Consider the following 21,599-nt stretch of genomic DNA (forward strand, 5'->3'; position numbering starts at 1 on the left):
CGGCCCGTGCGTATCGCCAGATTCTCTGTGGACGACGAGCCGAAGTACGGTGTCGTCGAGACCGACGACCCCGAGGGCCTCGTCGGCACTGTCAACGTTCTGGACTCGGACCCGCTCTACCGGTCGGCCCAGTTCACCGGCGAGAAGCTGCAGCTCGCGGACGTCCGGCTGCTCGCGCCGGTGATCCCGCGCAGCAAGGTGGTCTGCGTCGGCCGCAACTACGCGGCGCACGCCGAGGAGCTTGGCAACGACGTACCGGAACAGCCGCTGATCTTCCTGAAGCCGAACACCAGCGTGATCGGCCCGCGGGACGGGATCGTGTACCCGGAGCAGACCAACGACCTGCACTTCGAGGGCGAGCTCGCGATCGTGATCGGCCGGATCGTCCGGGACCTGCCCAAGGAGCGGGTGAACGAAGCGATCTTCGGCTACACGATCGCGAACGACGTGACCGCGCGCGACCTGCAGAAGAGCGACGGGCAGTGGGCCCGGGCCAAGGGGTACGACACGTTCTGCCCGCTCGGCCCGTGGATCAGCACCGAGCTCGACGTGTCCGACCTGCGGGTCAGCACCGAACTGAACGGCGAGCCCAAGCAGGACGGGCGGACGTCGCAGTTCATCTTCGACATCCCGGAGGTGCTGGCCTACATCACCTCGTTCACCACGCTGCTGCCCGGCGACGTGGTGCTCACCGGCACCCCCGCGGGCGTCGGCCCGATGCTGCCCGGTGACGAGGTCTCGGTCAGTGTCGAAGGAATCGGAACTCTGACGAACAGGGTGATTGTGCGTGACTGACCGGGCTCACAGCGATGTGCTGGGCGATCTTGAGCCGGACAAAGTGCGGGTGCGCTTCCCACCGTCGCCGACCGGTCTGCTGACCGTCGGCAACATCCGTAGCGCGCTGTTCAACTGGGCCTTCGCCCGGCACTACGGCGGCAAGCTCATTCTCCGCCTCGAGGACACCGACGCCGCGCGCAACACCGACGAGGGCTACCGCTACACCTACGATGCCCTGCGCTGGCTCGGGCTGAACTGGGACGAGGGCCCCGAGGTCGGCGGCGAGTTCGGGCCGTACCTGCAGTCCGAGCGGATGGAGCTGTACGCCGATGTCGTCGCCAAGCTGCTCGCGGCCGGCAAGGCGTACCACTGCTACTGCTCGCAGGAGGAGCTCGACCAGCGCCGTGAGGCTGCGCGTACCGCCGGCGAGCACAGCGGGTACGACGGGCATTGCCGCGGCCTCACGCCCGAGCAGGTCCAGGCGTACGTCGACGAGGGTCGCCGGCCCGTCGTGCGGCTGCGGATGCCGGACCGCCCGATCGTGTTCGACGACCTGGTCCGCGGCGAGATCACGTTCCTCCCGGAGAACCTCGGCGACTACGTCCTGGTGCGCGCGAACGGTTACCCCCTGTACCCGCTGGTGAACCCGGTCGACGACGCCCTGATGGAGATCACCCACGTGCTGCGCGGCGAGGACCTGCTGCCGTCGACGCCGCGGCAGATCGCGCTCTACGAGGCGCTTGCCGAGATCGGTGTGGGCGGCGGCCGGACGCCTCGCTTCGGGCACCTGCCGTTCGTGATGGGCGAGGGCAACAAGCGGCTGTCGAAGCGCGACAAGGGCTCCGGCCTCGGTGAATACGTCGAGCGAGGCTTCCTGCCCGAGGGCCTGCTGAACTACCTGGCCTTGCTCGGCTGGTCGATCGCCGAGGACCGGGACGTGTTCACGATGGCCGAGATGGTCGAGGCGTTCGACATCCGCAAGGTCAACTCGAACTCGGCCCGTTTCGACCCGAAGAAGTGTGAGGCGATCAACGCGGCGCACATGCGCCTGCTCCCGCAGGACGAGTTCGCGCAGCGGATGGTCCCGTTCCTCGTGCAGGCGGGTGTCCTTCCGGCCGAGCCGACGGATGAGCAGAAGGCAGTCCTGCGGGCTGCGGTGCCGCTGGTGCAGGAGCGGATGAACACGCTCGACGAGTCGGTCGACATGCTTGGGTTCCTGTTCGTCGACGATGCGAACTTCGCGATCGACCCGGACGCTGCCGCAAAGGTGCTGAAGGGTGACGCGGACTCCGTACTGGACGCGGCCGCGAAGGCGCTGTCCGACCTCGCTGACACCGACTGGTCGACCGCGGCGATCGAGGCGGCGCTGCGGGCGTCGCTGATCGACGGCCTCGGGCTGAAGCCGAAGAACGCGTTCGGCCCGGTCCGGGTGGCGATCTCCGGCCGCCGGATCTCGCCGCCGCTGTTCGAGTCCCTCGAGCTGCTCGGCCGGGACAAGTCGCTGCACCGCCTCGCGCACGCCCGCAGTACGGCATCATGACGCGGACGCCGTACCAACGGCTGCTCAAGAACGATGTCACGCCGCGGGCGTACGTCGTCCTCGGTACGCTGACGATCCTGGTCGGCTGGATGGTCGCCGGCGTGATCATCCTGGGGTTCCGGCAGGCGATCCATCCGGACCCGGAGGGGACGCTGTCCTGGTTCGGGCTGCTGATGACGAACCTGACGCTGATCTCGCTGATCCCGATGTCGATGCTGGTCGCGCGGCTGCTGAACCGGCAGACGCCCGGACTGCTCTCCTCGGTGGCCGGCAAGTTGCGGTGGCGGCCGCTGGCCTGGTTCTCGCTGGTCGCGATCGTGCTCGAGTTGGTGGCGTTCGCGATCGTCGAGTTCGCGAACGTACCGCTGGCGACCGGTGAGCGGCACGGCGGTCCGGCGGCGCCGGACGTGGTCGCCGTCATCGTGATCACGCTGCTGACCTCGCCGATCCAGGCCGCGGGGGAGGAGTACTACTTCCGCGGGTACGTTCTGCAGGCGGTCGGCTCGTACGTGCGCGGATCGGTCGTGGCCGTGATCGTGACCGCGGTGCTGTTCACCATTGCCCACGGGATCTGGCCGTGGCAGAGTCCGGCGCTGTTCGTGGACCGGCTCGCGTTCGGGCTGGTGGCCGGCTTCCTGGCCGTACGGACCGGTGGACTGGAGGCCGGGATCGCGTCGCACGCCGCGAACAACGTGGTGACGTTCGTGTTCGCCGGGCTGACGAACACCCTCGGGGCCAGCCTCGGCGTGCAGGATGCGCCGTGGTCGCTGGTGCTGATCGACGTCGTGAAGTTCGTTGCGTTCGGGGCGATCGCGGTCTGGGTGAGCGGGCGCCTGAAGCTCGAATCCGAGTCGGTACTGCCGTTGGCGTCCCTGCCCGAGGGTGCTCCGAGACGGGTGTGACGGGAGTGACAACCCGCCGGTGGGGGGCCGTTTTGGTGTCCGGTCCATGCCTCGGGTAAGCTCTCCGAGCCGGGTTGATGAGGGCGGAAACGGACTCCTCAACTCAGTGAAAATGCCTTTGGGGTATGGGGTAATTGGCAGCCCGTCTGATTCTGGTTCAGTTAGTCCAGGTTCGAGTCCTGGTACCCCAGCGGATTGGACCGCACCGGTGAAAATCGGTAAAGTTCAACCTCGTTGCCGGGTCTTCGGACCCGGATGACAAACCTCTGGCCCCGTTGTGTAGCGGCCTAGCACGCCGCCCTCTCAAGGCGGTAGCGCGGGTTCGAATCCCGTCGGGGCTACCAGAGCAAAAGGCCCTCGTCCGCACGGACGAGGGCCTTCGTCGTTCCGGATGTACCTAAGGAGCTCCATGCGCTCGCTCATTCTCGATAGCGACATCGGGTCCGATGTTGATGACGCGATGGCGCTCGCTCAGCTGCTCGGCAGTCCGGAGGTCGAGCTTGCCGAGGTCCACACCGTGTACGGGGACACCCGGCTGCGCGCGCAGCTCGCGCGGCGGTACGGCGTACTCGCCGGCCGCGAGCTGACCGTCGTACCAGGACTGGCCGAACCGTTGTCCGGCCGGAAGGTCTGGTGGGCCGGGCACGAGGGCACGCTGCACGAGGGGCTCGCTGCGGAGACGATCAGCGCGGACAGTGCCCCGGAGCGGCTGGTCGAGCTGTTGCGTGCGCATCCTGGTGAGCTCGACGTGGCGGCGATCGGTCCGTTGACCAACGTGGCGAAGGCGTTGCAGCTGGAACCGCAGGCGGCATGGTGGATCCGGCATCTGTGGGTGATGGGCGGGTCGTTCGGTGACGACGTCAGCGAGCACAACTTCAAGTCCGACGACGTTGCGGCGCAGCTCGTACTGACCTCCGGGATTCCGACCACGATCACCGGGCTGCAGATCACTCGTCAGGTGACGATCGAGTCCGCGAGGCTGGCGCGAATCCGCGCGGCTGGTCCGTTGGGCACTGCGCTCGGGGCGGACATCGAGCAGTGGTGGGCGTACTGGAACAAGGCGTGGAACGTGCCGCACGACCCGGTGGCCGTGCTCGCACTGAGTTGCCCGGAGCTGTTCACCTTCTCGGAACTGGGGCGGGTAAGCATCGCGGTCGGCGGGGAGCGGGCAGGGCACAGCTCGTTCGCGCCGGGCCCCGACGGCACGGTGCGGATCGTGACCGCAGTCGAGGCGGAGGCAGTAGCCGAGGAGATCACCCAACGGATAGTCGCGGCCGGATCGTGAACCCGGCGTTCTTTCCGGAACAATTGTTGCAACCGCTGCCAGTTATGTTCCGGAAAGCGGCCGTAGGCTGACGGTATGGCTGTCGAGTTCAACCACACGATCGTGAGCAGCAGTGACAAGGAGGCGTCGTCGCGCTTCCTGGCCGAGATCCTCGGACTCGGTGAGCCCGGCAGCTACGGGCCGTTCGCCGTTGTGCAGCTGGCGAACGGCACCTCGCTGGACTTCGCCGATGCGAACGGGCAGGTGCGCACGCAGCATTACGCCTTTCTGGTGAGCGGCGACGAGTTCGACCAGATCCGGGCGCGCATCGTCGAGCGCGGCCTGACCTTCTGGGCGGATCCGTTCCATCGCCAGGAGGGCGAGATCAACACCAACGACGGCGGCCGGGGCCTCTACTGGGACGACCCCGACGGCCACAACCTCGAGATCCTCACGATCCCGTACGGCGGCTGACCTGCAGCCGCACTAGGCCGGTGAAGGGCTCCCGGGTTGTGGAGCGGCGCCCGGGGCGGCGGCTCGTCGTACCGACATGGCGACCGCGATCAGGACCACGCCCCAGATCAGGGCCGTGATGCCCAGCACGACGGCGATGCCGACCGCGCCCGCGCCGGGGTTGGCGGCGAACAGGATGCCGATCAGGATCGACAGCAGGCCACTCAGCACGAGCAGCCAGCGTGGCGTCATCTGCTGGCTGCTGAACGCGCCGGCCAGCTCGAAGATGCCGCGGATGATCAGCCAGATCCCGAGGATCCAGGTGAGCGTCGCCACGGTCATGCCCGGGTGGACGATCGCGAAGAACCCGGCGAGCAGTGCGATCACGCCGAGTACGACCAGCCAGAGCCGGCTGCCCCGGGATTCCGGCTGGAAGGCCTGGGCGATCGAGCCGATGCCGTCGGTGAGTGCCCACAGGCCCCAGAGCAGTGCCAGTGCGATCGCCGTGGAGATCGGCCACGCGATCGCGAAAACGCCGAAAACGATGCCGATGGCACCGCGGACGAGCAACATCTTCCAACCGAGCGTCAGCCAGTCCCGCTCCATGTCGACCTCCCCTAGAGATCACCTTGAGAGCCCTTGACTCTCATGGTGATCTCAGGAAGCGGGGCGTGACAATAACAACTTCTACTCGGAAGCGCGGCGCAATGCTTCCGAGAGCCGCTCCGCGGCGGCCATTACGGCGGGCGCGTGCATGCGGCCAGGCTGCCTGGACAGGCGCTCGATCGGGCCGGAGACCGAGACGGCGGCAATTACTTTGCCGCTGGGGGAGCGGACCGGCGCGGATACCGACGCGACGCCCTGCTCGCGTTCGCCGACCGAGTGCGACCAGCCACGGCGCCGTACGCCGGCCAGTGCCGCGGCGTTGAACGACGAGTTGTGGAGGCCACGGTGCATCCGCTCCGGGTCCTCCCAGGCCAGCAGTATCTGAGCTGCGGAGCCGGCCGCCATCGTCAGCTGACTGCCGACCGGGACGGTGTCACGCAGGCCGGAAGGACGCTCGGCGGCGGCGACGCACACGCGGTACTCACCCTGGCGGCGGAACAACTGCGCCGACTCACCGGTGATGTCCCGCAGTCGTGCGAGCACCGGTCCGGCGGTCGCGAGCAGCCGGTCCTCACCGGCGGCGGAGGCCAACTCGCTCAGTCGCGGCCCGAGCACGAAGCGTCCCTGCATGTCGCGTCCGACCAGCCGGTGGTGCTCGAGAGCGACCGCCAGCCGGTGTGCCGTCGGGCGCGCCAGCCCCGTTGCCGCCACCAGTCCTGCCAGGGTCGCCGGCCCGGACTCGAGGGCGGACAGAACCAGGGCTGCTTTGTCGAGAACGCCGACTCCGCTAGAGTTGTCCATGAGACGATACTGCCGTCTCGAATCGTGGAACGCAAGTGGCTTCCGTGAGCTGTACCGGAGCACTGTGAGCGAGAGCACCCAACCACGTACATTTTCTCAAAGGAGAGTCTGATGGGTAGGACGTTGTCGGAAAAGGTCTGGGATGCGCACGTGGTGCGCCATGCCGACGGAGAACCCGACCTCCTCTACATCGACCTCCATCTGGTGCACGAGGTGACCAGCCCGCAGGCGTTCGACGGCCTCCGGCTGGCCGGTCGCCAGGTGCGGCGTCCCGATCTGACGATCGCCACCGAGGACCACAACGTCCCGACGTACGACGTCGACAAGCCGATCGCCGACCCGGTCTCGCGGACCCAGGTCGACACGCTGCGCAAGAACGCCGAGGAGTTCGGCATCCGGATCCACACCCTCGGCGACCCGGACCAGGGCGTCGTGCACGTGATCGGCCCGCAGCTCGGCCTGACCCAGCCCGGGATGACCGTGGTCTGCGGTGACAGCCACACCTCGACGCACGGTGCCTTCGGGGCGATTGCCTTCGGCATCGGTACGAGCGAGGTCGAGCACGTACTGGCCACCCAGACGCTGATGCAGGCCCGCCCGAAGACGATGGCCGTCACGGTCGACGGCGTCCTGCCGGACGGTGTCTCGGCCAAGGACCTGGTGCTCGCGCTGATCGCGCAGGTCGGCACCGGCGGCGGCCAGGGCTACATCGTCGAGTACCGCGGCGAGGCGATCCGTGCGCTGTCGATGGAAGCCCGGATGACGATCTGCAACATGTCGATCGAGTGGGGTGCCAAGGCCGGCATGATCGCGCCGGACGAGACCACGTTCGCGTACCTGCAGGACAAGCCGCACGCGCCGCAGGGCGTCGACTGGGAAGCCGCCGTCGAGTACTGGAAGAGCCTGGCGACCGACGAGGACGCGACGTTCGACCGCGAGGTCGTGCTGCAGGCCGAGGACATCACCCCCTTCGTCACCTGGGGTACGAACCCGGGCCAGGGCGTGCCGCTGGCGGCCACTGTGCCGTCGCCGGACGACTTCGACAACGAGAACGACAAGGTCGCCGCCGAGCGCGCCCTGGAGTACATGGGCCTGACCGCCGGTACGCCGCTGCGCGACATCCACGTGGACACGGTGTTCCTGGGGTCCTGCACCAACGGCCGGATCGAGGACCTGCGCGCTGCCGCCGGCGTACTCGCCGGACGGAAGGTTGCCGAGGGCACCCGGATGCTCGTGGTTCCGGGCTCCGGCCGGGTCCGGCTGCAGGCCGAGGCCGAGGGCCTGCACACGATCTTCCTGGACGCCGGCGCCGAGTGGCGTGGGGCCGGGTGCTCGATGTGCCTGGGCATGAACCCCGACCAGTTGGCCCCGGGGGAGCGCAGCGCCTCCACCTCGAACCGCAACTTCGAAGGCCGTCAGGGCAAGGGCGGCCGTACGCACCTGGTGTCGCCCCTGGTCGCCGCCGCGACCGCCGTCACCGGGACGCTGGCCGCACCGGCCGACCTGCCGCCCGTCGCCGTACCTGCGAACGCCTGAGGAGCAAGGGAATCATGGACGCCTTCACCCAGCACATCGGTACGGCGGCGCCGCTGCGCCGCAGCAACGTCGACACCGACCAGATCATCCCGGCTGTGTACCTGAAGCGGGTCACCCGGACCGGCTTCGAGGACGGGCTGTTCGCGGCCTGGCGCAACGATCCTTCGTTCGTGCTCAACCAGCCCGAGTACGAGGGTGTCTCGGTGCTCGTCGCCGGACCGGACTTCGGCACCGGATCGTCGCGTGAGCACGCGGTCTGGGCCCTGCTCGACTACGGGTTCCGGGTGGTCGTGTCGTCGCGGTTCGGCGACATCTTCCGCGGCAACTCCGGCAAGGCCGGCCTGCTCGCGGCCCTGGTGACGCAGGATGTCGTCGAGCAGCTGTGGACCGCGATCGAGGCCGACCCGGGCACCAAGGTCACGGTCGACCTGGAGAACAAGACGATCTCGGCCGGCGACGTGTCCGCGCCGTTCGACATCGACGACTACACGCGGTACCGGCTGCTGAACGGCCTGGACGACGTCGGCATCACGCTCTCGCACGCCGACGAGATCTCCGCGTACGAAGCAACCCGCCCCAGCTTCAAGCCCGCAACCCTTCCTGCGAAGGCCTGAGAGCTCCCTCAGAGTTGTCGCCCCGGTCATGGGGCGTAAAAGCCCCATGACCCGCCCGCCGGAAGCGGGCAATATGAACAGTAACGTTCCGGGCGGCGGGGGCGATAACTCTGGTGTTACCCTTGCGTGGTTGTCAGAACAAGGCTTGCGAGACCGAGGAGGTGAGGACGCATGAACAACAGCGATCCCTCCAGACATACGGGTCTCGCTCGGCCTTCGGGGGACTGATTTTCCTCTAGCAGTTGTGGGGTCGGGCAGACGTGCGTCCATCACCGTCTGATCCACCGCACCTGGAGGACTCATGTCCGACCTGCGCCTGCGCACCTTCCGTGCGTTCAGCCGTACTCCGTCACTGCGCGCCGCCGCCCGCAAGCACGCCGCAGCCGCTGCGGTTGCCAAGCCCGGCGTCGAGCCCGAGGGCAAGCAACCGCGCGATGCCCACAAGCCCAAGGGACACAGCGTCGTCGACAGCGCGATCTACTGCGACGGCAACCGGATCGCGTCCCCGCATTCGCTCGCGGACACGTACTCGGCGCTCCATGACGCCCCGCAGAGCCTGGCCTGGATCGGTCTGTACCGGCCGGATCGCCGCGAGCTCGCCTCGCTGGCGCAGGAGTTCGACCTGCACGAGCTCGCGATCGAGGACGCGGGCGAGGCGCATCAGCGGCCGAAGCTGGAGCGGTACGGCGACACGTTGTTCGTCGTACTGAAGGCCGCGCGGTACCGGGACGCGACCGAGGAGGTCGAGTTCGGCGAGGTGCACGTGTTCGTCGGCCCGGACTTCGTGGTGACGGTCCGGCATGCCGAAGCGCCCAACCTGGCGGCCGTCCGGCGCCGCGTCGAACGCGATCCGGAGCTGCTCAGCCGCGGCGCGGAAGCCGTGCTCTACGCGATCATGGACAAGGTCGTCGACGGGTACGCACCGGTGGTCGCCGGCCTCGAGAACGACATCGACGAGATCGAGACCGAGGTGTTCCGCGGCGACCCGAAGGTGTCGCGGCGCATCTACGAACTCTCCCGCGAGGTGATCGAGTTCCAGCGCGCCACCCGGCCGCTGATCGGGATGCTCGACCAGCTCCGCGGCGGCTTCCAGAAGTACGGCGTGGACGAGGAACTGCAACGTTCACTGCGCGACGTCGCCGACCACGTCACCGAGGTGGTGGAGAAGGTCGACGGCTTCCGCGAGCTGCTCCGCGACATCCTGACGGTGAACGCGACCCTGGTCGCCCAGCAGCAGAACGAGGAGATGAAGAGCCTCGCGATCGCCAGCAGCGAGCAGAACGAAGAGGTGAAGCGGATCTCTGCCTGGGCGGCGATCCTGTTCGCCCCGACGCTGATCGGCACCGTCTACGGGATGAACTTCGACAAGATGCCGGAGCTGCACTGGCAGTACGGATACCCCTTCGCGATCGGCCTGATGGCCTTGGTGTGTGGAGGTCTGCACCAGATCTTCAAACGCCGCGGCTGGCTCTGAAACTGCCGCGAAAAGCCCTCTGGAGGCCCGAATCGGGCCAAATTGTGGCACGAATCGCCCAAAACAAGGCCGAATTGCCGCGTTGGTGTTTGTGAACGACCCGTTGAGTCCATAACGTTCCTGTGAGATCGAGCGCTGTGCTCGACGCCTACGTTCACGGAGGGAAGCAGTGAACAAGAGCCAGTTGGTCGAAGCGCTCGCAGTGCACTTCGACGGAAACCGCCGCCAGGCCCAGCACGCGTTGGAGTCGGTGATCGACACCGTCCAGCGTGAGCTGACCAAGAAGGGCGGCAAGGTCGCCATCACCGGTTTCGGTGCCTTCGAGGCCATCGAGCGTGGTGCGCGCATCGTGCGCAACCCGCGGACCGGTGAGACCAAGCGCGCCAAGAAGACCACGGTTCCGAAGTTCCGCGCAGGTGCGGAGCTGAAGGCCGTCGTCTCCGGCGCCAAGAAGCTGCCGAAGCTGGTTGCCCCGAAGGCCACCGCGACCGCCACCAAGGCGGCCGCCCCGGCCAAGAAGGCTGCTCCGGCCAAGGCCGCTGCCACCAAGACCGCCGCAGCGAAGAAGACGGTCGCCAAGAAGGCCCCGGCCAAGACGGTTGCCAAGAAGGCGCCGGCGAAGACCGTTGCCAAGAAGGCCCCGGCGAAGAAGGCCCCGGCCAAGAAGACCGTTGCGAAGAAGGCGCCGGCCAAGAAGGCCCCCGCCAAGAAGACCGCGGCGAAGCGTACCGCTCGCTGAGCTTCACGCACTGCGGCACCTGCACCACAGCGAAGGCCGGTCACCCCACTCCAGGGGATGACCGGCCTTCGCCGTGTCGGGAGATGCTTCGGGCAACTACAGCTTGGTGCCGAACTCGAGCTTGCTGATCGCCAGTCCGGCGCCGGATCCGGTGGTCTCGATCCGCACCCGTTGGCCGACCCGCAGATGCCGCACCGGGGTGTCGGAGACGGCATGCACGGTGAACGGCAGCTCGATCCCGGTGTCGGTCAGCACTGCACCGGAGAACGTCTCGCCGTCGTACTTGCTCACGGTTGCCTGCATGTCAGCAGGCTAGTCCTTCGGTCCCGGTTGCGGCGCCCAGTACGAGCGACAGCACGTCCGCCGTCGCCGGACCCACTCCCAGTTGGACGGCGTGGGCGAGATCGGCCGCGGTGTCGACATCGCGACGAACCGATTCGATCCCGGCGAGCTCGATCGGGATCGCGCCGGACGCCTGGTGGGCCAGGGCAGAGCCGACACCGAAGCGCGGGTCCAGCGGTACGCCGGGCGCCGCCGCGAGCAGAGTCGTACCGCTGCCGGGCTGGTCGACGACGAACGAGCGAGCCGCCGTACAAGCGGCGAGGACCGCGGTCAGCTCAGCCGGACGCAGCGCGGGAAGATCGGCGGACAAGGCCGCGACGCCGTTGCCTGGGAACTCCGCAGCCGCCACAGTGGCTCCATGCAACAGCGCCTCGTTCAGACCCGCGGCGGGCAGATCCGGGACCACCAGCGCGCCGGCCGCGGTCACGTCGGCGGCGACCAGCGGATCGTCGGTGACCACCAGCGCGGTCCGCACCAGGGGAGATCTCAGGGCCGCCGCAGTAGTGTCGACCGCGAACGCGCGGGCCAGCTCGGGACGGTGCTGAGGGTAGGCCGGAGCGAGCCGGCTCTTCGCGATCGCCGTACGCTTCACCGGGATCACCAGGGTCCAGGGAGCGACCTGTAGGTCTGCCATCAGGCAGGATTCTCCCATGACCGACGGCGCATTCGACCACCAGGAGGCAGCAGTGGACAGCAGGGGTGACGATCCACGGCCGCCGCGGGGATTCTGGTTCGGCATCATCGTCGCGATCGTCAAGCCGTTCATGATCGTGTTCACCAAGTGCCGGTTCACCGGGCGGGAGAACATGCCGCGGCACGGCGGCGTCGTGTACGTACCGAACCACCTGTCGCATTTCGACCCGGTGCTGCTCGGGTATTTCATCTGGGAGTGCCGGCGGATCCCGCGCTTCCTCGGGAAGGCGTCGGTCTTCAAGATCCCGGTACTCGGCAGCATCATCAGTGGCGCCGGGCAGATTCCGGTGTACCGCGATTCCGCCCAGGCTGTGGACGCGTTCCGGGATGCGGTGGCGGCCGTCGAACGCGGTGAGTGTGTGGGCGTTTACCCGGAGGGCACGATCACCCGCGACCCGGAGATGTGGCCGATGACCGGCAAGACCGGTGCGGCGCGGATCGCGTTGATGACCGGGTGCCCGGTGATCCCGGTCGCGAACTGGGGCGCGCAGGACATCATCAAGTCGTACACGGGCAAGATCCGGATCCGGCTGCTGCCGCGCAAGACGCTGCTCGTGCACGCCGGTACGCCGGTGGACCTGAGCGCGTTCCAGGGCAAGCCGCTGACCAACCAGCTGTTGCACGAGGCAACCGAGGTGATCATGGCCCGGGTCGCCGAAACCCTCGGCGAACTGCGCGGCGAAACGCCGCCCAAGGAGCTCTACGATCTGCGCAAGGCCCGGCGTGAGGCTGAAGGTGAGGAAAAGGCATGACCAAGGTTGCGGTGTTCGGGGCCGGCTCTTGGGGTACGGCGTTCGCCACGGTGCTGGCGAACGCGGGGAACCAGGTGTCGGTGTGGGCCCGGCGGGAGGCGGTGTGTGCGGCGATCAACAGCACGCACGAGAACGCCGAGTACCTGCCCGGGATCCGCTTGCCGGACGCGATCACCGCGACCCACGACCCTGCTGCGGCAGCCGACGGCGCGGAGGCGATCGTACTTGCGGTGCCGTCGCAGTCGTTGCGGGCCAACCTCGCGGACTGGGCCGGTGTGCTGCCGAACGCCGTACCGTTGGTCAGCCTGATGAAAGGCGTCGAGCTCGGCACGACGAAGCGGATGAGCGAGGTGATCGCTGAGCTCACCGGCGCCGGGCCGGAGCGGATCGCGGTGGTCTCCGGGCCGAACCTGGCGCGTGAGATCGCCGAGGGCCAACCGGCCGCGGCCGTTGTCGCGTGCGCGGACGAGGGGACCGCGGCACGGTTGCAGAAGCTGTGCCATTCGCCCGCGTTCCGTCCGTACACGAACAACGACGTCGTCGGGTGCGAGTTCGGCGGCGCCTGCAAGAACGTGATCGCGCTCGCGGTGGGGATGGCCGTCGGGCTCGGCTTCGGCGACAACGCGCGCGCCTCGGTGATCACCCGCGGGCTGGTCGAGATCGCCCGCCTGGGTACGGCGCTGGGCGCGGAGGAGCACACGTTCTCCGGCCTCGCCGGGCTCGGTGACCTGGTGGCGACCTGCTCGTCACCGCTGTCGCGGAACCGGACGTTCGGCGAGAAGCTCGGTCAGGGCATGACGGTCGCCGAGATCCTGGGCGGCACCCGGCAGGTCGCCGAGGGCGTGAAGTCCTGCGCCTCGATCAGCGAGCTCGCGCACCACCACGACGTCGAGATGCCGATCGCCGAACACGTCACCAAGGTCGTCGCCGGCGAACTCACCCCGAAGGACATGCTGTTCAGCCTGGTCTCCCGCTCCGCGAAGTCCGAGCGCTGGTGAAGGTCCCGGAGGTCTTCGCCAAATGGACCGTCGACCGTGAGGGTGCCGAGGGCCAGGCCTGGCTCGACGAGCTGCCAGGGATCGTCGAGGACCTGCTCGGGCAGTGGGGCCTGCAGCGCGACGGTGACGTACTGCACGGGCAGGTCGGTGTGGTCGTGCCTGTTGCCGGTGACGCCGTACTGAAGGTGTCGTTCCCGCATCCGGGGAACGTGCACGAACCGGACGCCTTCGCGGCTTGGGACGGCCGCGGCGCGGTCAAGCTGTACGAGCGCGACGACGCCCGCTACGCGATGCTCCTCGAACGCGCCCACACGACCACGCTCGTCGAGCACACCGACGGTGTCGCCACGATCGCCGGGGACTTGCTCCGCCAGTTGACGATCCCGGCACCGGACGGCCTGCCGCGGATGTCGGACAAGGCCGACGACTGGGCCGAGGAGCTGCGCAAGGACGCGTCCGAGCTCGACCACCCGCTGCCGGACAGGGTTGTACAGCAGGCGATGGCCGTCGTCGAGGAGCTCTGCCGTACGCAGCCGGAGACCGTGGTGCACGGCGACTTCCACCCCCGCAACATCCTGCGCGCGGACCGCGAGCCCTGGCTGGTGGTCGATCCGAAGGGGTACGTCGGCGACCCGGCGTTCGACGCCGGGATCTTCCTCCGCACCCGCGCGTACCACCTGCTCCTCGGGGACGGTCTCGCCGTGGACGACCTGCTGCGATATCTGCAGACCGAGCTGGAGCAGTTCGCCGAGGCCTCCGGTGTCGACGCCGATCGGATCCGGCGCTGGACCCAGCTGATCGCCGTCCAGGCCTCGTTCTGGGGTCGTCGCAACGGCTTCGGCCGCGCCCGCGGCGGCAGCGAACTCGACCGGGTGATCACCCTGATCGACCAGGTCGCCATCGCCTGGGGCGAGTAGGCGGATCGCCAGGCCATCACAACTGCACCCCGCCGGGCGGTCTGAGCGTGGTGCGCGCCGGAGCCCGCGATTGTGATGGCCTGGCGATCCGGTACTAGCTGAGGGTGTGGTTGAGGACCAGGGTGGCGGCGCCGAGGAGGGCTGCGTCGGGGCCGGTCCGGGACGGGACGACGTGCAGGTGGGTTGTGGCCAGCGGCAACGAGCGGGCGTAGATGGTCTCGCGGAGCCCGGCCAGCAGGCTGTCGCCGGCCTGGGCGAGGGAGCCGCCGACCACGATCACCGATGGGTTGAGCAGGCTCACCGCGGCGGCTAAGACGGTGCCGATCTCGCGACCGGCCTGGCGGATTGCCGCGATCGCCTCGGTGTTGCCGGAGCGGACGAGCTCGACGATGTCCTGGCTGGTGTGCACGCCCAGCCGGGCGGCGAGTGCGGCCGCGGACGCGATCGCTTCCAGGCAGCCGGTGTTGCCGCAGCGGCACAACTCGGTGTGGCCGGGCGCCTGGATGTGGCCGATGTCGCCTGCCGATCCCTGCGCCCCTCGGTGCAGCCGCCCGCCACTGATCACGCCCGCACCAATGCCGGTGGCAACCTTCACGAACAGCAGGTGTTCGACCTCGGGGTACGCCGTCGCGTGTTCGCCGAGCGCCATGATGTTCACGTCGTTGTCGACCAGCACCGGCCCCGGAAGCTCCCGGCTCAGTCGGCTGACGACGTCGTACGAGTCCCAGCCCGGCATGATCGGCGGATGGTTCGGCCGGCCTGTGCTGTGTTCGACCGGACCGGGCAGCCCGACGCCCGTCCCGGCGAGGTCGTCCGGCGACCTTCCCGCCGTACGCAACAGGGCTCGTCCTGCCTTGGCGACGGCCGCGAGCACGACCTCTGGCCCCTCGGCGATCGGCAGCTCGGTCGTCGACCGGTCGAGGATCGTGCCGGTCAGGTCCGTGAGCGCGACCGAGAGATGCGTCGCACCGACGTCTGCGACGAGGACGAGCCGCGCGGTCGGGTTGAACCGGAACTGCGCCGGCGGTCGGCCACCCGTGGACGCGGCCTCGCCCGACGGTACGACGAGCCCCTCCGCGAGCAGTGTCTCGATCCGTCCGGTGACGGTGGAGCGGGCCAGCCCACTGAGCTCGATCAGCTCGGCGCGCGTCCGCGGCTGACCGTCACGGAGCAGCCGCAGCAGCGGGTCTGCCGTACCGAGATCGCTCATGCACCGGGACTTTCGTCGTACTGGCCTGGACTTTTGCTTGACAGGGTTCAAAAGGGTCCCATAACGTCCTTCGACGTGTCCACCAGTGCGAAAAAGCCCAAGGAACGTCTCAGGGTCGGGATCGTCGGCGGCGGGTTCATGGGCCAAGTCCACGGCCGGGCCGCGCTGGTCTCCGGAGCAACGGTGACCGGAGCCGTCGGTTCGTCACCCGAGCGCGCGGAGGCTGCGGCCGAGGCGACCGGCGCCGAACGCGGGTTCGCATTCCTGGACGAGCTGCTGGCCTCGGACATCGACGTCGTGCACGTCTGTACGCCGAACAACACCCACCGCGATGTCACGCTGAAGGCTCTCGACGCGGGCAAGCACGTGGTGTGCGAGAAGCCGCTCACGACCTCGCTGCAGGACGCGACCGGGCTCCAGGCCGCTGCGGCGGACACCGGCCTGGTCGGCGCCGTGCCGTTCGTGTACCGCTACCACCCGATGGTCCGTGAGCTGCGCACCCGGATCGCCGCGGGCGAGGCAGGCGTGATCACCAGCCTGCACGGCTCGTACCTGCAGGACTGGCTCGCGGGCGCCGACGATCAGAACTGGCGCGTCGACGACACCACCGGCGGCCCGTCGCGAACGTTCGCGGACATCGGTTCGCACTGGTGCGATCTGACCGAGTTCGTGACCGGCGACCGGATCGCCGCGATCAGCGCGCAGCTCCGGACGGTACGGACGCAGCGTGGTGGCGTCGATGTGAAGACCGAGGACCTGGCCACCGCTCAGTTCCGTACCGAGGCCGGTGTGGTCGGGACGATCGTGGTCAGCCAGGTCGCCGCCGGCCGCAAGAACCGGCTGTACCTCGAGGTGTCCGGCACCGAGTCGAGCTTCGGCTTCGACCAGGAGGACCCGGACCGGCTGTGGGTCGGCCACCGCGACGCGTCCCAGTTGCTGACCCGCGACCCGGACACGCTCAGCCCCGCCGCGGCGCGGGTGAACCGGCTGCCGGCCGGCCATGCGCAGGGGTACCAAGACGCGTTCGACTCGTTCGTCGCGGACAGCTACAAAGCCGTACTGGGAGACCGTCCGGACGGTCTTCCTGATTTCGCTGCTGGAGCGCGGTCCGCTCGCGTGGTCGACGCAGTACTGCGCTCGGCCGCCGACGACAGCGCCTGGATCACCGTAGACAACGCTGCAGACATCGCTGTCGAGAACGCCTAGGAGCACAGATGCCTCGTCCGATCACACTCTTCACCGGTCAGTGGGCCGACCTGCCGTTCGAGGAGGTCTGCCAGTTCGCGTCCGAGGCCGGGTACGACGGCGTCGAGATCGCCTGCTCCGGTGACCATTTCGACGTCCAGCAGGCGGTCGACGACGACTCGTACGTCCAGGGCCGCAAGGACATCCTGGAGAAGTACAACCTGCAGGTCTTCGCGATCTCCAACCACCTGGTCGGCCAGGCGGTCTGCGACAACCCGATCGACTTCCGGCACCAGGCGATCGTGCCGGCCCGGATCTGGGGCGACGGCGACGGCGAGGGTGTCCGGCAGCGCGCCGCCGAGGACCTCAAGAACACTGCCCGCGCGGCCAAGAAGCTCGGCGTGAAGACCGTCATCGGCTTCACCGGCTCGTCGATCTGGCAGTACGTCGCGATGTTCCCGCCGGTGCCCGCGGACCGGATCGAGGCCGGCTACAAGGACTTCGCCGACCGCTGGAACCCGATCCTCGACGTGTTCGACGAGGAGGGTGTGCGGTTCGCGCACGAGGTGCACCCGTCGGAGATCGCGTACGACTACTGGACCACCACCTTCGCGCTGGAGGCGATCGGCCACCGGGAGGCCTTCGGCCTGAACTGGGACCCGTCGCACATGGTCTGGCAGGACATCGACCCGGTCGCGTTCCTGTGGGACTTCAAGGACCGGATCTATCACGTGGACTGCAAGGACACGAAGATGCGGGTCGGCGGCGGGCGCAACGGCCGGCTCGGCTCCCACCTGCCGTGGGCGGACCCGCGTCGTGGCTGGGACTTCTACTCCACCGGGCACGGCGACGTGAACTGGGAAGACTGCTTCCGCGTACTGAACTCGATCGGCTACGACGGACCGATCTCGGTCGAGTGGGAGGACGCCGGCATGGAGCGCAAGGTCGGCGCGGCGGAGGCGGTCAACGTCATCCGCGCGCTCGCCTTCGACAAGCCCGAAGCGGCCTTCGACGCAGCGTTCTCCACCGACAAGTAGCCCCGACAAGTAGCCCCACACCCCCTCCGTCTGCGCACCGCCATACGCCCCGCAATCGCGGTGGGGTGCGGGATCAGTTCGTGTTGGTTGGGCGGGTGTCGCGGCCGGCTAGGCAGCCGAGGGTGAGTTGGGTGGCTGCGAGTACGGCGAAGACGATGAGCGTCGTACTCCAGCCACCGGTTGCTTGGGTGAGGTAGCCCGCGACGACCGGGCCGGCGGCGGCCAGCGTGTAGCCGACTGCCTGGGCCATCCCGGACAGTTGTGTGGTCTCGTGGTGGCCGCGCCCGCGCAGGCTGATCAGCGTGAGCGCGGCGACCAGGCCGGCACCCTGACCGAGCCCGCCGATGACCGCCCAGACGATCGCCAGGTGCGGCGCCAGCAGCAGACCGAGCAGCGCGATCAGGATCGGCGTACTGGCTGTCATCAGGCCGGCCCGCTGATCGGTCGCGTGCTTCAGCAGCAGCGGAATCGTCAGCCCACCGATCAGACCGAACACCTGGAAGACGAACAGGTGGACGCCGGTGGCACGCTCGGAGACACCTCCGGTGGAGATCTCGATCGTCGGCAGCCAGTTCACGAACAGGTAGAAGCTCGTCGACTGCAGCCCCATGAACGCGGTCACCATCCACGCCATCGGCTGCCGCCACACGCTCACCGGGGGCGGGCCGTCCTCCGCAGTCGCGGCGGGTGCCGGCTCCGGTGCGAGCGTCCGCGGCAGCCAGATCACCGCGACCAGGACCGCGAGACCGCCCCAGACCGCGAGCGACAGCCGCCAGTCGACCGCGTCGGCGATCGGGACGGCGAGGATCGACGCGATCGCGGCGCCACCGGTGATGAAGGCGGTGTAGATGCCGGTCGCGCGCGAGACGTGTGCGGCGTAGTCGCGCTTGATGATCACCGGCACCAGGACGTTGCCGACGGCGATCGCCGCGCCGACCACGCCGGTGCCGATCCAGAGCCCGGCCGAGCCCGTGTACGGACGCAGTGCGCTGGAGACGGCCAGGACCAGGAGCGAGACGAAGACCGCCCGCTCCATCCCGAACCGGCGCGCGGCCAGGTGCACCAGGGGAGAGGCGACCGCGAACGCGAGCAGCGGGAGCGTGCCCAGCAGGCCCTGCGCGGCCTCGCCGAGGTGCAGGTCGACGCCGATCCGCGGCAGCACCGGACCGACGGCGGTCAGCGCCGGCCGGAGGCTCAGCGCGACCACGAAGGCGGTCGCGGTGATCAACGACGACCGCTCCCAAGTCACGCGCTCGGTCGACACGGCCACGACTACCTCACTTCTCCCTTGCAGATGTCCTACATTTACACTGTACGCTACGTGGGAACGGAGGCCGATGACGGTGTCACTCGACGGACCGGTGCGGCAGGTGCCGCTGGTGCTGCAGGTGTCGGAGCGTTTCCGGGCGCAGATCGAGTCCGGGGCGTGGCCGCGCGGCGCGCGGATCCCGGGGGAGAACCAGCTCGCGGCGGAGCTCGGCGTCAGTCGCGGCACGGTGCGCGAGGCGCTGCGTTCGCTGAGTCTGACCGGGCTGCTGGACCCCCGCGTCGGCGACGGGACGTACGTCCGTGCGACCAACGAGATCAGTGGCGTACTGGTCCGCGACGAGCTGTCCGCGTCGTTGACGGATGTCCTGGACGCGCGCGCCGGCATCGAGGCCGCGGCCGCCCGGCTGGCCGCGCGGACCGCGGGACCGGGCGAGGTGCGGGCGTTGTCCGATGCGCTCTACGCCCGGGGCGTGGCGATCGAGGCCGGCGACCTGGACGCGTTCGTTGCCGTCGACACCGACTTCCACCGGGTGGTCGTCGTCGCGAGCGGGAACCCGTTGCTGCTCAGGCTGTACGACGCCTTGGCCGAGGTGCTGGCCGAGTCGATCCAGCAAACCGCGACGATCCCGGAGGACCACCGCATCCTCGATGCGCACGTCGACGTACTCGAAGCGATCCGGGCCGGGGACCCGGAGGCGGCGAGCCAGGCGTCCTACGCGCTGATCGAGACGGTCAAGGTCGCAGGGTCCGGCCAGTAGTACCTGAAACAGGCGGGCCGGCCGTTGAGGCGGCGCGGTTCGCCACCGGGCGGCGGGACCTCCTTGCGGTCGCCCTGGATGCCGCCGCGCGCCTCGTAAAAGCCTTGTGCGGCGGTGTTCTGCTCGAGCACCCACAGGTAGAGACCGGAGCCGGGCGCCGCGTCCTGCAGGGCCTTGGCCGTCAGAGCGAGCAGCTGCGTCCCGATGCCCTGCCGCTTGAGCGGCGCGCGGACATGCAGGTTGTCGACGAGCGCACCGAACTTCGGATCGGCGCCGATGACCAGATGCCCGAGCCCGACAAGTTGCCCGTCGTCCTCGGCGAGCGTCGTCACCGTACCCTCGCGCGCCGCCAGCCGCTTGGCCCACATCGCGCCGAGGTACTCCGGCGATTCGCCGTCCAGGAACGCGTCGGCATACGCGCCGCGGTAGTGCCGCCGCCAACTGTCCCCGTGCAACTCCGCGACCGCAGCCGCATCCTCAGCACCAGCCACCCGAAAAGTCGTCACCCACGATTCGTATCACTGCGGGAGAACGTCCTGAGGGTTTGTCCGCTGGTTGGTTGCGAGCACACGGGCGAACACGGCGAGTCCAGCGGCGAGCACAGTGACGACGATGAACGAGCTGGTCAGGCTGCTGGCCTGGGCGATTCCGCCGATGATCGACGGCGCTACCAGTCCGGAGGCGTACGTGATCGTCGCGACGCCGGCGATCGCCTGGCTCGGGTTCGGGCCGGTGTGGCCGGCGGCGGCGAAGGCCAGCGGTACGACGACCGCGATGCCGATGCCGATCAGTCCGAAGCCGATCATCGCGACGATCGCGTGCGGCGCGACCACCACGAGCAGGCCGCCGAGCGTCGCGATCACGCCGCTGCAGCGCACCGTCGCGACGATGCCGAACCGATCCACGACCGCGTCGCCGGTGAGCCGCGCGATCGCCATCGTCAACGCGAACCCGGTCGTCGCGCCGGCCGCGACCCCGGCCGAGCTGTCCAGGATGTCGCGCAGGTACACCGCCGACCAGTCCAGGCTCGCGCCCTCCGCGAACACTGCGCAGAACCCGACCGCGCCGATCAGCAGCGCCGACTTCGGCGGCAACGCGAATCGGGCCGGCGGCTCCTCGTCGTCCTCGGGATGCAGGTTCAGGACGAACTGGCACACCACAGCGCCGATGATCGTCAGTACGACGGCGGCGATCACGTGATGCGTCTGCGCGCTGAGGTTCGCATGCGCCGCGAGCGTCCCGACCGCGGAGCCGAGCAGGGCGCCCGCACTCCACAGGCCGTGCAGCCCGGACATGATCGACTTCTTCAGTCGCCGTTCGACCTCGACGCCGAGCGCGTTCATCGCGACGTCGGCCATCCCGGCCGTACCGCCGTAGATCAGCAGCGCGGCGCACAAGGTCAGCAGCCCGGGCGCGAACGACGGCAGGATCAGCGCGAGCGTCCAGAGCGCCAGCAGCCCGCGCAACGCAGTACGGGTCCCGAGGCGGTGGCTGACGCGCGCCGCGAGCGGCATCATCAGCGCCGCGCCGAGGGCCGGGAACGCGAGCGCCAGACCGAGTTGGCCCGCAGACACCCCGGCGTGCTCCTGGATCCACGGCACCCGGGTCGCGAACGATCCGGTCACCGATCCATGGACGCAGAAAACCGCGGCCACGGCGTACCGGGAGCGTTTGACGAGCGTGGTGTCTTCAGTCACAAGTAAACATTCTGTCTGTTTGAATGAACAGCCGG

At 68.8% G+C, this 21,599-nt stretch carries 23 protein-coding genes and 2 tRNA genes; 17 read left to right on the forward strand and 8 right to left on the reverse strand.

Features of this window, described 5'->3' with window-relative positions; genetic code table 11:
* Positions 1 to 6: 6 nt before the first annotated feature.
* The 7 genes from ACGFI6_RS27230 to ACGFI6_RS27260 all read left to right on the forward strand — a co-directional run bounded on the left by ACGFI6_RS27230 (position 7) and on the right by ACGFI6_RS27260 (position 4,957).
* Positions 7 to 795 (forward strand): fumarylacetoacetate hydrolase family protein, encoded by a 789-nt coding sequence (locus tag ACGFI6_RS27230; protein ID WP_393123326.1) that lies wholly within the window; start codon positions 7 to 9, stop codon positions 793 to 795.
* The gene (gltX, locus tag ACGFI6_RS27235; RefSeq protein WP_393123328.1) at positions 788 to 2,317 is read left to right on the forward strand and encodes a glutamate--tRNA ligase; all 1,530 of its coding nucleotides are present in this window, start codon (positions 788 to 790) and stop codon (positions 2,315 to 2,317) included. The genes ACGFI6_RS27230 and gltX overlap by 8 nt, the downstream gene beginning before the upstream one ends.
* Positions 2,314 to 3,219 (forward strand): CPBP family intramembrane glutamic endopeptidase, encoded by a 906-nt coding sequence (locus tag ACGFI6_RS27240; RefSeq protein WP_393123330.1) that lies wholly within the window; start codon positions 2,314 to 2,316, stop codon positions 3,217 to 3,219. The genes gltX and ACGFI6_RS27240 overlap by 4 nt, the downstream gene beginning before the upstream one ends.
* A 119-nt stretch (positions 3,220 to 3,338) precedes the next feature.
* Positions 3,339 to 3,410: transfer RNA gene (locus ACGFI6_RS27245), tRNA-Gln, on the forward strand.
* A 77-nt stretch (positions 3,411 to 3,487) separates the two neighbouring features.
* Positions 3,488 to 3,563, forward strand: a tRNA-Glu gene (locus tag ACGFI6_RS27250).
* A gap of 65 nt (positions 3,564 to 3,628) precedes the next feature.
* On the forward strand, positions 3,629 to 4,504 hold the full coding sequence (locus ACGFI6_RS27255) for a nucleoside hydrolase (protein ID WP_393123332.1): 876 nt from the start codon (positions 3,629 to 3,631) through the stop codon (positions 4,502 to 4,504).
* A gap of 75 nt (positions 4,505 to 4,579) precedes the next feature.
* On the forward strand, positions 4,580 to 4,957 hold the full coding sequence (locus ACGFI6_RS27260) for a VOC family protein (protein WP_393123334.1): 378 nt from the start codon (positions 4,580 to 4,582) through the stop codon (positions 4,955 to 4,957).
* 12 nt (positions 4,958 to 4,969) lie between these two features.
* On the opposite strand, the gene ACGFI6_RS27265 is transcribed toward ACGFI6_RS27260, so the two are convergent.
* Together ACGFI6_RS27265 and ACGFI6_RS27270 are read right to left on the reverse strand one after the other, a co-directional pair.
* A complete protein-coding gene (locus ACGFI6_RS27265) occupies positions 4,970 to 5,542 on the reverse strand; it encodes an HdeD family acid-resistance protein (RefSeq protein WP_393123336.1) in 573 nt (190 codons plus the stop codon).
* An 81-nt stretch (positions 5,543 to 5,623) separates the two neighbouring features.
* Positions 5,624 to 6,343, reverse strand: a complete 720-nt coding sequence (locus ACGFI6_RS27270) for an IclR family transcriptional regulator (RefSeq protein WP_393123338.1) — start codon at positions 6,341 to 6,343, stop codon at positions 5,624 to 5,626.
* 111 nt (positions 6,344 to 6,454) lie between these two features.
* On the opposite strand from ACGFI6_RS27270, the gene leuC reads away from it, so the two are divergent.
* The 4 genes from leuC (at position 6,455) to ACGFI6_RS27290 (ending at position 10,706) form a co-directional block, all read left to right on the forward strand.
* Complete coding sequence (leuC, locus tag ACGFI6_RS27275) at positions 6,455 to 7,879, forward strand: 3-isopropylmalate dehydratase large subunit (RefSeq protein ID WP_393123340.1); 1,425 nt, start codon at positions 6,455 to 6,457, stop codon at positions 7,877 to 7,879.
* Between the two features lie 14 nt (positions 7,880 to 7,893).
* Entirely contained in the window at positions 7,894 to 8,493 is a 600-nt protein-coding gene (gene leuD / locus ACGFI6_RS27280) for a 3-isopropylmalate dehydratase small subunit (RefSeq protein WP_393123343.1), read from the forward strand.
* Between the two features lie 301 nt (positions 8,494 to 8,794).
* Positions 8,795 to 9,967 carry a magnesium/cobalt transporter CorA gene (corA, locus tag ACGFI6_RS27285; RefSeq protein ID WP_393123345.1) on the forward strand — a complete coding sequence of 391 codons (1,173 nt, stop codon included), beginning with the start codon at positions 8,795 to 8,797 and terminating at the stop codon, positions 9,965 to 9,967.
* Between the two features lie 169 nt (positions 9,968 to 10,136).
* The gene (locus ACGFI6_RS27290) at positions 10,137 to 10,706 is read left to right on the forward strand and encodes an HU family DNA-binding protein (protein ID WP_393123347.1); all 570 of its coding nucleotides are present in this window, start codon (positions 10,137 to 10,139) and stop codon (positions 10,704 to 10,706) included.
* 96 nt (positions 10,707 to 10,802) lie between these two features.
* On the opposite strand, the gene ACGFI6_RS27295 is transcribed toward ACGFI6_RS27290, so the two are convergent.
* Both ACGFI6_RS27295 and cofC read right to left on the reverse strand, forming a co-directional pair.
* Complete coding sequence (locus ACGFI6_RS27295) at positions 10,803 to 11,009, reverse strand: hypothetical protein (protein WP_393123349.1); 207 nt, start codon at positions 11,007 to 11,009, stop codon at positions 10,803 to 10,805.
* 1 nt (position 11,010) lies between these two features.
* On the reverse strand, positions 11,011 to 11,682 hold the full coding sequence (gene cofC, locus ACGFI6_RS27300; RefSeq protein ID WP_393123351.1) for a 2-phospho-L-lactate guanylyltransferase: 672 nt from the start codon (positions 11,680 to 11,682) through the stop codon (positions 11,011 to 11,013).
* Between the two features lie 16 nt (positions 11,683 to 11,698).
* Here cofC and ACGFI6_RS27305 point away from each other — a divergent pair, with 16 nt between their 5' ends.
* The 3 genes from ACGFI6_RS27305 to ACGFI6_RS27315 are packed head-to-tail and all read left to right on the forward strand — an operon-like array spanning position 11,699 to position 14,408.
* Positions 11,699 to 12,493: a lysophospholipid acyltransferase family protein gene (locus tag ACGFI6_RS27305; protein WP_393123353.1), complete on the forward strand. Its 795-nt coding sequence runs from the start codon at positions 11,699 to 11,701 to the stop codon at positions 12,491 to 12,493.
* Complete coding sequence (locus ACGFI6_RS27310; RefSeq protein WP_393123355.1) at positions 12,490 to 13,491, forward strand: NAD(P)H-dependent glycerol-3-phosphate dehydrogenase; 1,002 nt, start codon at positions 12,490 to 12,492, stop codon at positions 13,489 to 13,491. The genes ACGFI6_RS27305 and ACGFI6_RS27310 overlap by 4 nt, the downstream gene beginning before the upstream one ends.
* A complete protein-coding gene (locus tag ACGFI6_RS27315) occupies positions 13,488 to 14,408 on the forward strand; it encodes an aminoglycoside phosphotransferase family protein (protein ID WP_393123357.1) in 921 nt (306 codons plus the stop codon). The genes ACGFI6_RS27310 and ACGFI6_RS27315 overlap by 4 nt, the downstream gene beginning before the upstream one ends.
* Positions 14,409 to 14,502: 94 nt before the next feature.
* On the opposite strand, the gene ACGFI6_RS27320 is transcribed toward ACGFI6_RS27315, so the two are convergent.
* The gene (locus tag ACGFI6_RS27320) at positions 14,503 to 15,618 is read right to left on the reverse strand and encodes an ROK family protein (RefSeq protein WP_393123358.1); all 1,116 of its coding nucleotides are present in this window, start codon (positions 15,616 to 15,618) and stop codon (positions 14,503 to 14,505) included.
* A gap of 75 nt (positions 15,619 to 15,693) precedes the next feature.
* Here ACGFI6_RS27320 and ACGFI6_RS27325 point away from each other — a divergent pair, with 75 nt between their 5' ends.
* Both ACGFI6_RS27325 and ACGFI6_RS27330 read left to right on the forward strand, forming a co-directional pair.
* The gene (locus ACGFI6_RS27325; RefSeq protein ID WP_393123360.1) at positions 15,694 to 16,824 is read left to right on the forward strand and encodes a Gfo/Idh/MocA family protein; all 1,131 of its coding nucleotides are present in this window, start codon (positions 15,694 to 15,696) and stop codon (positions 16,822 to 16,824) included.
* A gap of 8 nt (positions 16,825 to 16,832) precedes the next feature.
* Positions 16,833 to 17,840, forward strand: a complete 1,008-nt coding sequence (locus ACGFI6_RS27330) for a sugar phosphate isomerase/epimerase family protein (RefSeq protein ID WP_393123362.1) — start codon at positions 16,833 to 16,835, stop codon at positions 17,838 to 17,840.
* 73 nt (positions 17,841 to 17,913) lie between these two features.
* On the opposite strand, the gene ACGFI6_RS27335 is transcribed toward ACGFI6_RS27330, so the two are convergent.
* Positions 17,914 to 19,110, reverse strand: a complete 1,197-nt coding sequence (locus tag ACGFI6_RS27335) for a CynX/NimT family MFS transporter (protein WP_393123364.1) — start codon at positions 19,108 to 19,110, stop codon at positions 17,914 to 17,916.
* Between the two features lie 67 nt (positions 19,111 to 19,177).
* Between ACGFI6_RS27335 and ACGFI6_RS27340 the strand changes: the two genes are divergently transcribed.
* On the forward strand, positions 19,178 to 19,867 hold the full coding sequence (locus tag ACGFI6_RS27340) for a FadR/GntR family transcriptional regulator (protein ID WP_393123366.1): 690 nt from the start codon (positions 19,178 to 19,180) through the stop codon (positions 19,865 to 19,867).
* On the opposite strand, the gene ACGFI6_RS27345 is transcribed toward ACGFI6_RS27340, so the two are convergent.
* Together ACGFI6_RS27345 and ACGFI6_RS27350 are read right to left on the reverse strand one after the other, a co-directional pair.
* On the reverse strand, positions 19,822 to 20,373 hold the full coding sequence (locus ACGFI6_RS27345; protein ID WP_393123368.1) for a GNAT family N-acetyltransferase: 552 nt from the start codon (positions 20,371 to 20,373) through the stop codon (positions 19,822 to 19,824). The two genes, ACGFI6_RS27340 and ACGFI6_RS27345, sit on opposite strands and share 46 nt — an antisense overlap.
* A 12-nt stretch (positions 20,374 to 20,385) precedes the next feature.
* On the reverse strand, positions 20,386 to 21,564 hold the full coding sequence (locus ACGFI6_RS27350; protein ID WP_393123370.1) for an MFS transporter: 1,179 nt from the start codon (positions 21,562 to 21,564) through the stop codon (positions 20,386 to 20,388).
* Positions 21,565 to 21,599 lie beyond the last annotated feature (35 nt).

The sequence above is a fragment of the Kribbella sp. NPDC048928 genome (assembly GCF_043197975.1).
Taxonomy (GTDB): domain Bacteria; phylum Actinomycetota; class Actinomycetes; order Propionibacteriales; family Kribbellaceae; genus Kribbella.